Origin of the sequence: Roseovarius sp. (genome assembly GCF_018066915.1) — a bacterium.
GTDB lineage: Bacteria > Pseudomonadota > Alphaproteobacteria > Rhodobacterales > Rhodobacteraceae > Roseovarius.
The window spans coordinates 1-12,144 of the sequence record NZ_JAGPVV010000285.1; the positions used below are offsets into that span (position 1 = coordinate 1).

Consider the following 12,144-nt stretch of genomic DNA (forward strand, 5'->3'; position numbering starts at 1 on the left):
CCCGCAGGATACCTCAAGGATCGGGACGGGCGTCCCGCCCGAGGCTCAGCGCGCGGAGCTGGGCAATTCTCCGGATCAGCACGCGGTGATGCCCCGGCTTGTGGATTTAACCGCACCTCCCGCCGCTGATCCCTCGCAGCCCCTTGCGCAAGACGTGTCGCATGGCCCTCTGGCTGGGTTGGGCCACGGTCAAAGAGATGAGGCAAGCGCAGAAGCGCGATTGGGGCCAAGGCGGCAACCCGCGGCGCAGGCCCACCAGCCCGTCACACACGCGGCCGGAGAGGCGGGGCTCGGCCCCGACGTGGCACCGCGCATCCGCCCACAAGCCGTCTTGGCCGGTCCAAATCAAGCGGGCTTTGCCGGGTATCCCGACCTTGCCTTTCAGGATGCGCTGCAACCTGATGCCAAAACCGTGGTTCTTCGTCAGGCGGGATCGGGGCCGGGGCTATCGGGACCTGCGCAGATGAGCACCGGGTATCCGCCAGCGCCCCCTCTGGCGGTGCCTTGGGCGGCGGCCCCTGACCTTGGGCCGCGTGATGCGCGCGCACCCGAAAACCTCTCTGCAGAGCCCATCGAGATTGGGCTCGCGGACGACGCGGGAACGCAAGGCCTGGCCGAACGTTCTGACTGGCGCGTTGCGCTCTTGTCGGGTCCGAATGGGCCGGGTCAAGCACTTGCGACCCTCGCACGCACGGACCTGCCACAGGCGCTTGCCCAGCAGATTACGGCGGCGATACAGGCGCGGGATGCGGGTAAATCCACCATTGACCTCAGGCTTGCCCCCGAGGAATTGGGCCGCGTGCGCCTCCGCCTTACGAGCCATGAGGGTGTCATGACGGTCACTCTCGTGGCAGAGCGCCCGGAAACGCTCGATCTCATGCGGCGGCACGTGGATGCACTTGCTCGGGGAATGCTGGATGTTGGGTATCAAGAGGCGCGCTTCTCCTTTGCCGGGCAGGATCAGCGCGAGAGTGCGGCCAGAACGAAAACGCAAGGTGCCGCACCGCGCGAAGAGCACGGGCTCGCCCTGATCCCGGCCTCAGCCGGCAGTCCGACCTTACTCTCGCCTGCGCTGGCGGGCGGGCGCATCAATGTTCTGATCTAGAGGAAATCCTATGGATGTGACGACGATTTCACCGGTCTCTTCTCTGGAGCGCACAGAGGCGAATAGTCCTCCGCCGGACACCGCTGCTGCGCGCCCGGCGACCGGTTTCAGCTCTGATTTTGAGACCTTTCTCAAGATGCTCACGACCCAGCTCCGCAACCAGGACCCGCTCAATCCGATAGAATCCTCGGATTTCGCCGTGCAACTGGCGACCTTCTCGACGGTCGAGCAACAGGTCCGGACCAACGATTTGCTCACGGACCTCGGTGCGCGGATTGGGGCGCAGGGGCTGTCGCAAGTGTCCGGATGGATCGGGATGGAGGCGCTGGCAAGCGGCCCCGTCGCTTTTTCCGGCCAACCGATTTCCCTGATCGCCACGGTCGAAGATCAGGCGGATGCCGCCGAAATCGTCGCAACCGACGCCCGCGGCATCGTCGTGAACCGCCAACCGATCCCGGCGCGCTCTGGCGAGGTGTTCTGGGCCGGGCTCGATTCGGCGGGGGTGCCGCTCGCTCAGGGGGACTATACGCTCTCGGTGCATTCCCTCGCGCAGGAAGAGACCCTCGCGCGTCATTCCGCCAGCTTTTATCGTCAAATTGCAGAAGCACAGTTCGAGGCGGGCGAAACCGTTCTGATCCTCGAGAATGGCGAGCGGATCGCCCCGGCGCAGGTTCTGGGCCTCCGCCCGGCACCGCAGTAGGACCGCGTGATACGGATCATCCCCCGACCATGGCGCGGTCCGATGATGCCATTTCTGCGGCAGGGTTGGAACGCCTGTGCGACGTCAGTCAGCGAGTGCTTGCGCCGATTGGGGCAGCAGATAGGGCACATCCGCAGAGGGCGGTGTGCTGATCCTCAGAGCACAGCCATAAACCGCCGAGAGTGTGGCAGAGGTCAGCACCTCTTGCGGCCTGCCCGCCCCGGCAATCCGGCCGCTTTGCATAACCACGACATGATCGGCGAACATTGCGGTCAGGTTCAGATCATGCATCACCGCGACCACACCGCCCCCCGCCTGCGCAAAGTCGCGGGCGGTTTGCATGACGCTCAGCTGTTGGCCGATATCGAGGCTCGATACCGGTTCGTCCAGAAAGAGCCAGTTTGCCCCGGCGCTCCCCATAGGCTCCCAGACCTGGGCGAGAACCCGCGCCAATTGGACCCGCTGCTGCTCGCCGCCCGAGAGGTCCTGATAGAAGCGATTGGTCAGATGCGCCAACCCCACGCGGGCCAGCGCGCGGTCCGGAATATCGGCGCGGGCCGCATATTGTCCTGCGCCATGCCCGATCCGCACCAGTTCGATCACCGTGAAGGGAAAGGCGATCCGCGTGGCCTGCGGCAACACCCCGCGCCGCGCGGCAAGGGCAGTGGCCGTGCGCGGATGCACCTCCAATGGGCCAAGCCGCACCCGGCCTGCGGCGGCGGTCTCGCCGGTCAAAACCCGCAAGAGCGATGTCTTGCCAGAACCGTTCGGGCCCACAATGGCCGTGATCTCGCCCGCTCGGGCACAAAGGCTCACATCGCGCAGGATAGCCTTGCCCCCGATGGCGAGCGTGATCGCTTGCGCGCAGAGCATCAGAAATCCCCCATCGGGCGCTGCCGTAGCAAGATCCAGAGAAAGACAGGCGCGCCAAGGACGGCGGTGACAATCCCGATAGGCAGTTCCGCCGGGGCGATGATCACCCGGCTGACGATATCCGCACCAAGCAGCAGGCTAGCCCCCAACAGGGCCGCATTGAGGAGGAGGGGGCCGTGGTCTGGCCCGGTCGCCATCCGAAGCAGATGCGGCACCACGATGCCGATGAACCCGATCCCGCCCGAGACCGCGACCGCGCCGCCAGTGGCCGCTGCCACAGCGAGAATGGCCAGCGTCTTGACCCGCTGCACAGGGATTCCCAGATGCAGCGCCGTTGCTTCGCCAAAGGCCAAGCCATTGAGACCGCGCCCAAGCGCCATCGCCCCGGCCATCGCCAGAAACAGGATTGGCGCGGCGGTGGCCACCTTGGCCCATGTCGCCCCGGCGAGCGAGCCAAGCCCCCAGAATGTCAGATCCCGCAACTGCTGATCGTCCGCCGCATAGACCATGAGGCCCGATACCGCGCCGGCCAAGGCCCCGAGTGCGATCCCCGCCAGCAGCATGGTTGCCACCGACGTGCGCCCGCCGCGCGTGGCGACGCCGTAGAGCAGAAGCACCGAGGCCCAACCGCCGAAAAACGCCGCAACCGGAACCAGAAAGGGCCCCAGACTGTCGCGCAGCGCGATGGGCAAGAGGCCGCCCAACACAATCGCCGTGACCGCCCCAAGACCGGCCCCGGCGCTGACCCCCACGATACCCGGATCGGCCAGCGGATTGCGAAAGAGCCCCTGCATCACCGTGCCCGAAACCGCCAGCGCCGCGCCCACCAGCACCCCCAAGAGCACGCGGGGCAGGCGCACCTCCCAGAGAATGATGCCCTGCACGGGCGTATCCGCTGCCCCGGCGCCAATCACCGACCAAAGAGACACGCCCGAAGCCCCCGTTTCGAGGCTGATGGCGCAAGTCAGGACCAGACAGAGGCCCAGCCAAAGATGCGCTCGGCGCGCTCGCGCCCGGCGATCCTGGCGATGGCCATGGGGCAGAGCATCAGCTTGGGTCACGGTCATCGTGCGCGGCCCTCGCGGTGCCATAAAGTGCCCTGTTCAGATCCAGCGCCGCCCCGGCTGTGCGCGGCCCAAACCCCAAGAGGTAAAGCCCGTTCATCCGCACAATAGAGTCGTGGGCCCCCGCCGGGGTGGTGCGGATCGCGGGCAGGCCAAAGAGCTGTTCGTCGAGAATGGCATGATCCCCCGTCCGGTCCATCATCAGGATCACGTCCGGTGCGGCCTCTGCCACGGCCTCGTCTGTCATCTGCTTGTAGCCGTCAAACCCCGTGACCGCGTTGATGCCCCCTGCCATTTCGATGATCGCGGCCGCCTGCGTGTCGCGTCCGGACGCAAGGATGCGCCCGCCTTGCAGGCTGAGGATGAAGAGGACACGCTTGCGCGCGGCCTCTGGCACCTCAGATGTGCGCGCTGCGGCGGTGTCGAGTGCGGCGCGCGTCTCTGTCGCCAAGGCTTCGGCGCGGTCGGGCACGCCCAGTGCCGCGCCGACGGCGGTGATCTTGGCCAAAATGCCGTCTGCGCTTTGCGCCTCGGGGATGCTGACAAAGGTCACGCCCGATTGCGCGAGAACCTCAATCGTGTCGGGCGGGCCAGCCCCCTCGATGGCGAGGATGAGGGAGGGCGCGACCGAGAGCACGCCTTCCGGGCTGAGCGCGCGGGCATAGCCCACGTCGGGCAGTTCCGTCACCTTGGGCGGAAAAGTCGAGGTGGTATCGCGCGCCACCAGCCGATGTTCCTGCCCCAAGGCATGCACGATCTCAGTCACCGATCCGCCGATGGAGAGCACACGGTCTGCCTCTTGCGCAAGGCTCGCCCCGGCCAGAGCCAAGAGCGCGACTTGTGCCAAGAGCACCCGGCGCGTCAGGGTAATCCCGCTCATGTCAGCGCCTCCGCGTCCGCCTCTTGCAGCCCCGGCAGGGCCTCGACGATCTGGCCAAAGGCGGCGCGGTTGTCGCGCCCCTCCTTGCCCAACCCAAAGATCTGAAAGATCAGCGACCCTTGGGCGTCGAACGCTTCGACTGAAATCGCGGCACCGCGCTGGGTGGGCTTATCCACAGCCCAGACTTCGGCCACATGATCCAGCCGCAGATGCAGGTTGAACCGCTTGTCCATCACGTTCTGCCACGGCCCCATGGGTTTGAGCGTGACAATCGGGCCCGAGTGGATCTGGATACAGCCCCGATTGCCGACAAAAATCATCACCTCAGTGCCTGTCTGTGCCAGTTGGGTCAGCAGCGTATTGACCACCTCGGTCGCCAGTGCGCGCACAAACGGCGCGCCCGCGATGCGGTAGGCCCCCAGCCGGTTCATCCGCAGTTTGGACGTGAGGCGCAGGAATTGATGCGTATCGGTCATGCGCCGCCATTCCTCGCGCAGCACGTCGATTTTTTCGGGATTGGATTTCGCGGCCTCGGGGGGCTTGCGTGGATCAACCGTCAGGGTCTCGGACTGTTCCGGCAGGGCCAGCGAGAGGCGCAGCGCCTCCCAAGCGGTCAAGGACGAAGTATCGCGCAGGAAAATCTTGTGCACCGCGTCGCCTGCGGCATCGAACACTTGCAGGCTGCGTTTGGGGCCGGCGTCTGTCTCGGTCTCGACCATGAAGGCATGCTGCCAATGGCTTGGAAACATCCTGAGGTCGATCTCTTCGGTCAGTACCATCGCCGCGTGTTGCCCGGTGTGATAATTGTCATACCGCCCCACTTTTTCATGCACGCAGCTCTCGTTGCGGGTGAGGGCCATCACCTCGCCCAGCCGTTGAGCAGCCCCAATCACCTGATCGGGATGGGCGGCGATTGCCGTCACGCCGCGCCCGACATGGGCGGCGACAAGCTGGGCCTCGCTGAGGCCAAGGCGGTCCGCCTGATCGCGGCTGCGCATCTTGGGGTTTTCGGCCTGAAAGGCACGGATTGCGTCGGGGGTAAGGGGAGCGGGGTCTGTCATGCCGGCCTCATGTCTGGATGGATGGGCTGGCTGCATCGCGCCTCAGGCGCGGACGTGGCTCTGAAATACGATCCCTCAAATGCGGATCGCAATCTTGACTCTTTTACTCATAAAAGAATATGGAACGCAAGACCGATCCGGAAAAGATCGTTCAGCCACTGAAACCAAAAGAAAAAACCGTGCCAGCCTTTCGCAAGCACAACGGTGTGACAGCCATTGTCAATGAAACGAAAGGGACACGTGATGACATCGCGCACGCGCTGCATATTACTGACGACAACCTGCCTTTGCATCGGGCTCGGCCATGGCTCTGCCGGTCTGGCACAGGAAATTCCCGGTCAAGAGGGATTTCTTGGCACTCTCACGCTGGGGGAGAGTAAGCGGGCGGTGCAGACCGAAACCGCCACCCCCACAACCGTGATCGACGAGGAGGAAATCCGCGACCGTCAGGCCGGCTCTGTGGCCGAATTGTTGGTGACGGTGCCGTCTGTGGCTCTGCTCAACGGCGATACCGCGCAGGGGTCTGGCATCTCGATCCGGGGCTTTGGCTCGAATGACACCTTCGGCACGGATCAAAAGGTGTTGATTCAGGTCGATGGCGCCACGCGCGGGTCCGAGGAACTTTACCGCATTGGCACGCAGCTTTTCACCGATCCGTTCCTCTTCAAGGAGGTCGAGGTGATCCGGGGCACGGTCGGGTCGTTTGAATATGGCTCTGGCGTAGTGGGGGGGGTGGTACGGCTCGAAACCATCGACCCCGAGGATGTGACCGAGGGCGAGACCGGCTTTGGCCTGCGTCAGACGCTGGAATTCCAGACCAACGGCAATGGCGTGACCTCTTCGACCATCGGCGCCTGGCAACCGACCGAAAATTTCGGCGTGCTCTTCAACTATGTCAGCCGCAGGCTCGGCTTTCCCGAGGATGGCAATGGCACTGTCATCAACCCGCTCAGGGCGCGGATCGACGATCCCTCGATGTTGATCAAGGCCAAGTATCGCTTTGGCGAGGACAAGGCCCATTCCATCGAAGCCAGCTATCAGGACACCCAAAGCTCGCAATTCGACGTGCCGTTCGACAGCTTTGGCAACCTTACCTTTTTCGGCAATGTCGACCGCGAGGTCGAGAGCCAGACGAGCATCCTCAAATACAACTTCAACCCGCTCAACGATCTGGTCGATCTGACGCTGCAATATTCGCATGTGGACGAATCGATCCTTCAGAATGCGGTGTCCTGTCCCGGTAGCCCGCCCGCCCCGATCACCATTTGCTCTGCTTTGCTCGATGCGGACCACGATTACGAGACAACCACGCTCACGCTCAAGAACACCGCGCTCTTTGACACCGGCGCGCTCAGTCACGATCTGACCATGGGCCTCGAATACATCAACCGCGCGCGCGTCAACGCCTTTGCCGCGCCGGGGGGTGAGGACAATCGCTGGGCGATCTTTGCAGTGGACGACATCGACATCGGCCGCTCTTGGACCGTGACACCCGCGATCCGCTACGAGACATCCGAGGTCGAGGGCGATACCGCCCCCAACGATGGGCGCTTTTCCGAGGATGCGCTGATGGGTGGTCTGTCGCTGCGCTATGCGTTCAACAACGGTTTCGCCCTGTTCGGCAGCGCGGCCTATACCGAGGTCTTGCCGATCATCGACGATCTGGAATTCCCCATCCGCATCGGTCGGAGCGAGAAATCCCGCACCTACGAGCTTGGCTTTTCCTATGATCGTCGCGATCTCTTGCGCGACAACGATACCCTCGCACTCAAGGTCACGTATTTCGACAGCGAGCTTTGGGATGTGAATTCCTTTGTCGATACCACACCCGCACAGACCCTGCTGGATGAAATCCAGACCCAAGGGCTGGAGTTCGAGGCGTCTTATGCGATGGAAAACGGCTTTTACGTCGATCTCAACGCCACCATTTCCGATGGCGAGGAGGTGGATGCCTTGGGCGGCGTCCGCGATTGGCGCAACCTTGCTGCCAACAGCCTGCGCGCGACTGTGGGCAAGGTGTTTGACGACACCTATGATCTGAGTTGGGAGGTTGTCAGCGCCGAGTCCATCACCGTCAACGGAGTGCGGGATGCGGGCTATACGGTCCATAACCTGCGCGCCACCATCGCCCCCAAGCGGGGGGTCTGGGAAGGGACCGAATTCCGCGTCGGCATCGAAAACCTGCTCGACGAACAATACATGCCCAATTTGGCGACACGTCCTGCGGTGGGGCGCAATTTCAAACTCACGCTCGCCAAGACGTTCTGAGGCAGCTTAGGGGGGCGGCAGGCACGCGGTGTCCCCCATGGCCGTCGCCCTGATTTTGCGGAATACCGAGGGTGCTTCTGACTTTGCAGGAGGGGCAGGCGTGGCAGCAAAGTAGCCTTCAATGCGGACCATCTCCGAATGGTCCGCCCCTCACTCCAATGGGAAATGCGTCAAAATGCCGGGATTGCCAGGATTGACGGGCACCAGTCCTTGATCTTGCGCTCATTCACGGCAAGGTTACGACAGAGCGCTTTGCCGCACCAAGGACCCGCATGACCCCCTTTCGCTTTCTTCATACCTCGGACCTGCATCTTGGCCGCGCTTTTGGCGGTTATCCCGAGGGTATTCGCCACCGCCTGCGCGAGGCGCGACATGGGGCGATTGCCCGGCTGGCTGGCGCGGCGCGCGGTGGTGGGGCAGGGGTGGTGCTCCTTGCAGGTGACACATTTGATGCCGAAACCCCGGCGCCCGACACGCTGCGGCAGGCGCTCAGCGCAATGGGCGAGGAACGCGATCTGACTTGGGTTTTGCTGCCCGGCAATCATGACAGCCTTGCCGCCTCGGAACTCTGGCGGCGCACCCTTCAGGATGCTCCCACCAACCTGCGTGTTGTCACCTCTGACGCGCCGGTTGCCCTTGACGACCACCACTGGCTCTTGCCTGCGCCCTGCACACAGCGCCGACCGGGGCGCGATCTGACCGAAGCAATGTCAGCCCCCACGCCGCAAGGGGCGCGGCGCATCGGGCTGGGGCATGGGGCGATCACCGATTTCTCGGGCGAAGAGGGCGCGCTAGGCATCATCCCGCCCGACCGTGCCGTACGCTCCGGTCTCGACTATCTCGCCCTTGGCGATTGGCATGGGCAGATGCAAGTGACGCCAAACACATGGTATTCCGGCACGCCGGAACCGGACGGGTTCAAACATGACGCACCGGGGGCGGCCCTGATGGTGACGCTTGCGGGCAGCGCAGAGGTGACGCCGGTCGAAACCGCGCAATTCCGCTGGCGCCGTCCAACTCTCGACCTCTTGCCGGGCGAGGATGTGACCGCGCGCCTTGCCGCTGCCCTCCCACAGAGCCGCGCGCGCGATCATCTGCTGCGCTTGACCGTGACCGGGCGCCTTCCCTTGGCCGACCGCGCGGCGCTCGAGGCGGGTCTGGCGGCGCGCGCTCCGGATTTCGGCTGGTTCGCGGCGGACCTGTCCGCTCTGGCCATCGAGGCGCTGCCAGAGGACCTTGACCAGATCGACCGCGCGGGCGCGTTGCGTCAGGCCGCCGAGGTGCTGCTCGCCGAGGCGGGGGATACCACGCTCTCGCAATCCGACCGCGATACGGCGTCAGCGGCGCTCGCGCGTCTCTATGCTCTGAGTCAGGAGGTGCGGGCGTGAGGCTCCGGGTCATCGAACTCACCAACGTCCGCCGTTTCGCGGGCCAGCGCGCGCGCCTTGGCCAGATCGGCGACGGCATCACCGTGCTCTCTCAGCCCAACGAATTCGGCAAATCGACATTCTTCGACGCGCTGCATGCGCTCTTTTTCGAGCGTCACAACAGCCGCAACGCCGCCATCAAAGCGCTGCAACCGCATGCCGGGGGCGCGCCCGAGGTGGCCGCCGAAGTGGATCTTGCAGAGGGACGCTTTCGCATTGCAAAGCGGTGGCTGAACCGCCCACAGGCGCAGGTGCAGGACGCCACAGGCCGCCTGATCGCTCAGGCGGATGAGGCCGAGGCCTGGATTGACCGGCTGATGGGCGGCGGCCTTGCTGGCCCCTATGGCCTCCTGTGGGTGCGACAGGGGCTGATGGGGTTGGAGCCTGACGGCAGCAGCACGGATGACAAGCGCGAGCGCGAGCGCGGGTTGAGTGCGCGGCGGGATCTCTTGTCCTCTGTCGCGGGCGAGATCGACATGATGACCGGCGGGCGACGCATGGATACGGTCATCGACCGCGTGACCGACGCGCTGACGCGGCTGGCGACCAGCACTGGACGCCCCAAGGCCGGGGGTGAATGGGCGCGGGCGGTCGAAGAGGCCGGGACGCTTGCCGCCGAAGAGGCCGAACTGCGTCCCCGTGCGGATCGCCTCTCAGTCGATCTCATCCGCCGGGCCGAGGTGCAGCGCAGCCTTGCGCGCCTGACTGATCCCACCGACAACGCCGCGCGCGCGCAGACCCTCGCTCAGGCCGAGGCGGCGCATCAGGCAGCGCAGGCGCATCAGGCCGAGGTCGCAAAGGCCGAAACCGCCCTGCGCCTTGCCCGGCTCGATGCCGAGCATTTGCAGCGCGATGTGCAGGCAGCAGAAACACGCGCCGCCCGTCTCGGAGAGGCGCGCGCGGCTCTGACCAAGGCCCAAGAGGCTGCCACCAATGCCCGCGCCCGCGCCGCCGACCTGACCGAGCGCGACCGTGCCGCCACCGAGAGCGCCGAGGCCCTCGCCGTCAAGACACGCGATCTGCGCAACCGCCTGCAACAAGCCACGCGCGCTCAAGCGGCACATGCGGCCCGGATCAAGGCGGATGATCTTCAGCGCCGTCTTGACCGCGCCACCGAGCTTCAGGCCATGTTGGACAAGATGCAGGCCGCCCGCGCCCGCATCCGCGTCACGGCCAAGCTGCTCGACGCCGCTGACAAGGCCCAGAGCGCGCTTGATCTGGCGCGGGCGCGCGCCGAGGCGCAGGCCGTGACGATCGAGGCGCATCCCGATGGTCCCGCCGCCCTACGCGACGGTCAACCGCTGCCCGCAGGCCCTGTGCCAATCCTTGCGGAGACCGAGATCACCTTGCCCGGCTTTGGCAGGTTGCACATCAGCCCCGGCCACGCGCGCGGCGCAGACAGCGCCGCCGAAATGACGCGCGCAGATCAGGATCTCGCGCGCCTTCTGGCAGAGGCGCAGGTTGATACTCTCACCACCGCCCGTAGCCAATGGGCCGAGGCGCAGCGACTGGACGCAGAGGCCAAGGAGGGTGCCGCCCTGCGCGCCGAGGTGGCCCCCGAGGGGCTCGAGCCTCTGCGCGCGGCCTTGGCACAGGCACGGGCCGAGGTGGCAGACGCCCCGCAAGAGGCCGAGGATGCCGCGTCCCTAACCGAGGCACTTGCCGCCGCCGAGGCCGACGAACAGACCGCCCGCGCCACCGCAAAAGCGGCGCATGATCTGGCCGTGGCCGCAGGTGAAACCCGCGCCGCCGCCGAGGCCAATCGCAGCAGCGCTGAGCGGCAATTTGAAGCCGCCCTGTCCGAGGCCGGGGACCCGGATGCCCTGGCCGCCCATATCGCCGACCTCCGGGCCCGCCAGCCCACGCTTGCCAGCGCCTGTGTCGGGGCCGAAGAGGCGTTGGGCGGCCTGCGCGCCACGGCACCGGACCTCACCACCACCGAGGCCCGCTTGACCCGCGCCCGAGGGGCAGTCGAGCAAGCGGCGCGCGATCTTGCCAAGGCGCGCGAGGACCTTGCCAGTCTCAACGCCACGATTGCGGCACTTGCCGAGGAAGGGATCGAAGAGCGGCTTGCCAGCCTTGCCGAGGCCCGCGCCGAAGCCGAGGCCCGCGCCGCCCGCTACGAGGCCGAGGTGCGCGCCCTGACCCGCCTGCGCCGCGCGCTGGACGAGGCGCGAACCCTCGCCCGTGACGCCTATTTCGGCCCGGTCCTGCGCGAGTTGCAGCCGCTGCTGTCGATCCTCTATCCGGGGGCGCAGCTCACCATTGACGACACAAGCCTCTTGCCAGCGACCCTGACCCGCAATGGTCAGGCGGAATCGCTCGACATCCTGTCGGGCGGCACCCGCGAACAGGTGGCAATCCTGACACGGCTGGCCTTTGCCCGGCTCTTCGCGGCCTCGGGGCGGCCCGTGCCGGTCATCCTTGACGATGCCCTTGTCCATTCCGACGATGACCGCATCGAAGCCATGTTCGATGCTCTGCATCGCACCGCTCGGGATCAGCAAATCCTTGTCCTCACCTGCAGACAACGCGCCTTCGCCGCCTTGGGCGGAACGCGCGCTGAGGTCACGATAGACGCGAACTGAACGCGGCCTCAGCATACCTCCAGACGCAATCAGCCGCCGGAGCCCTGTCGCAGAACCCGGATGGGGGACACGGTCAGGATCTGGTCAATCAAAGGGGACGTATCCTCGCCAAAGCGACCAGCACTGTTTAGCCCGGCTCCGATCAGTTGCACGACATCCGGTGATCCGGCAAATGCCG

At 65.5% G+C, this 12,144-nt stretch carries 9 protein-coding genes; 5 read left to right on the top strand and 4 right to left on the bottom strand.

The genetic code is table 11. The annotated features are described in order from the left end of the window. A partial coding sequence (locus tag KBT70_RS15970) for a flagellar hook-length control protein FliK (protein ID WP_296636212.1) occupies positions 1-1,105 on the top strand: 1,105 nt, incomplete at its 5' end. Positions 1,106-1,115: 10 nt separating this feature from the next. Next, on the top strand, positions 1,116-1,805 hold the full coding sequence (locus tag KBT70_RS15975) for a flagellar hook capping FlgD N-terminal domain-containing protein (protein ID WP_296636216.1): 690 nt from the start codon (positions 1,116-1,118) through the stop codon (positions 1,803-1,805). A gap of 84 nt (positions 1,806-1,889) precedes the next feature. Here KBT70_RS15975 and KBT70_RS15980 read toward each other — a convergent pair whose 3' ends face one another. Genes KBT70_RS15980 through KBT70_RS15995 form a run of 4 tightly spaced genes read right to left on the bottom strand, consistent with a single transcriptional unit; the run spans position 1,890 to position 5,683 of the window. Then, the gene (locus KBT70_RS15980) at positions 1,890-2,678 is read right to left on the bottom strand and encodes a heme ABC transporter ATP-binding protein (RefSeq protein WP_296636219.1); all 789 of its coding nucleotides are present in this window, start codon (positions 2,676-2,678) and stop codon (positions 1,890-1,892) included. Continuing rightward, complete coding sequence (locus KBT70_RS15985; RefSeq protein ID WP_296636223.1) at positions 2,678-3,745, bottom strand: iron ABC transporter permease; 1,068 nt, start codon at positions 3,743-3,745, stop codon at positions 2,678-2,680. The genes KBT70_RS15980 and KBT70_RS15985 overlap by 1 nt, the downstream gene beginning before the upstream one ends. Continuing rightward, positions 3,726-4,622: an ABC transporter substrate-binding protein gene (locus tag KBT70_RS15990; protein WP_296636227.1), complete on the bottom strand. Its 897-nt coding sequence runs from the start codon at positions 4,620-4,622 to the stop codon at positions 3,726-3,728. Before KBT70_RS15990 ends, KBT70_RS15985 begins: the two co-directional genes overlap by 20 nt. Then, the gene (locus KBT70_RS15995; protein ID WP_296636231.1) at positions 4,619-5,683 is read right to left on the bottom strand and encodes a ChuX/HutX family heme-like substrate-binding protein; all 1,065 of its coding nucleotides are present in this window, start codon (positions 5,681-5,683) and stop codon (positions 4,619-4,621) included. The genes KBT70_RS15990 and KBT70_RS15995 overlap by 4 nt, the downstream gene beginning before the upstream one ends. 243 nt (positions 5,684-5,926) lie before the next feature. Here KBT70_RS15995 and KBT70_RS16000 point away from each other — a divergent pair, with 243 nt between their 5' ends. The 3 genes from KBT70_RS16000 (at position 5,927) to KBT70_RS16010 (ending at position 11,966) form a co-directional block, all read left to right on the top strand. Then, positions 5,927-7,951: a TonB-dependent receptor gene (locus KBT70_RS16000; RefSeq protein ID WP_296636234.1), complete on the top strand. Its 2,025-nt coding sequence runs from the start codon at positions 5,927-5,929 to the stop codon at positions 7,949-7,951. A gap of 272 nt (positions 7,952-8,223) precedes the next feature. Next, on the top strand, positions 8,224-9,339 hold the full coding sequence (locus KBT70_RS16005; protein ID WP_296636238.1) for a DNA repair exonuclease: 1,116 nt from the start codon (positions 8,224-8,226) through the stop codon (positions 9,337-9,339). After that, the gene (locus KBT70_RS16010) at positions 9,336-11,966 is read left to right on the top strand and encodes a chromosome segregation protein SMC (RefSeq protein ID WP_296636242.1); all 2,631 of its coding nucleotides are present in this window, start codon (positions 9,336-9,338) and stop codon (positions 11,964-11,966) included. Before KBT70_RS16005 ends, KBT70_RS16010 begins: the two co-directional genes overlap by 4 nt. Positions 11,967-12,144: the final 178 nt, after the last annotated feature.

Excerpts from the sequence above, each read along its gene's own strand:
- KBT70_RS15975 (WP_296636216.1), top strand. The coding sequence starts at position 1,116 with ATGGATGTGACGACGATTTCACCGGTCTCTTCTCTGGAGCGCACAGAG.
- KBT70_RS15980 (WP_296636219.1), bottom strand. The coding sequence starts at position 2,678 with ATGCTCTGCGCGCAAGCGATCACGCTCGCCATCGGGGGCAAGGCTATC.
- KBT70_RS15985 (WP_296636223.1), bottom strand. The coding sequence starts at position 3,745 with ATGACCGTGACCCAAGCTGATGCTCTGCCCCATGGCCATCGCCAGGAT.
- KBT70_RS15990 (WP_296636227.1), bottom strand. The coding sequence starts at position 4,622 with ATGAGCGGGATTACCCTGACGCGCCGGGTGCTCTTGGCACAAGTCGCG.
- KBT70_RS15995 (WP_296636231.1), bottom strand. The coding sequence starts at position 5,683 with ATGACAGACCCCGCTCCCCTTACCCCCGACGCAATCCGTGCCTTTCAG.
- KBT70_RS16000 (WP_296636234.1), top strand. The coding sequence starts at position 5,927 with ATGACATCGCGCACGCGCTGCATATTACTGACGACAACCTGCCTTTGC.
- KBT70_RS16005 (WP_296636238.1), top strand. The coding sequence starts at position 8,224 with ATGACCCCCTTTCGCTTTCTTCATACCTCGGACCTGCATCTTGGCCGC.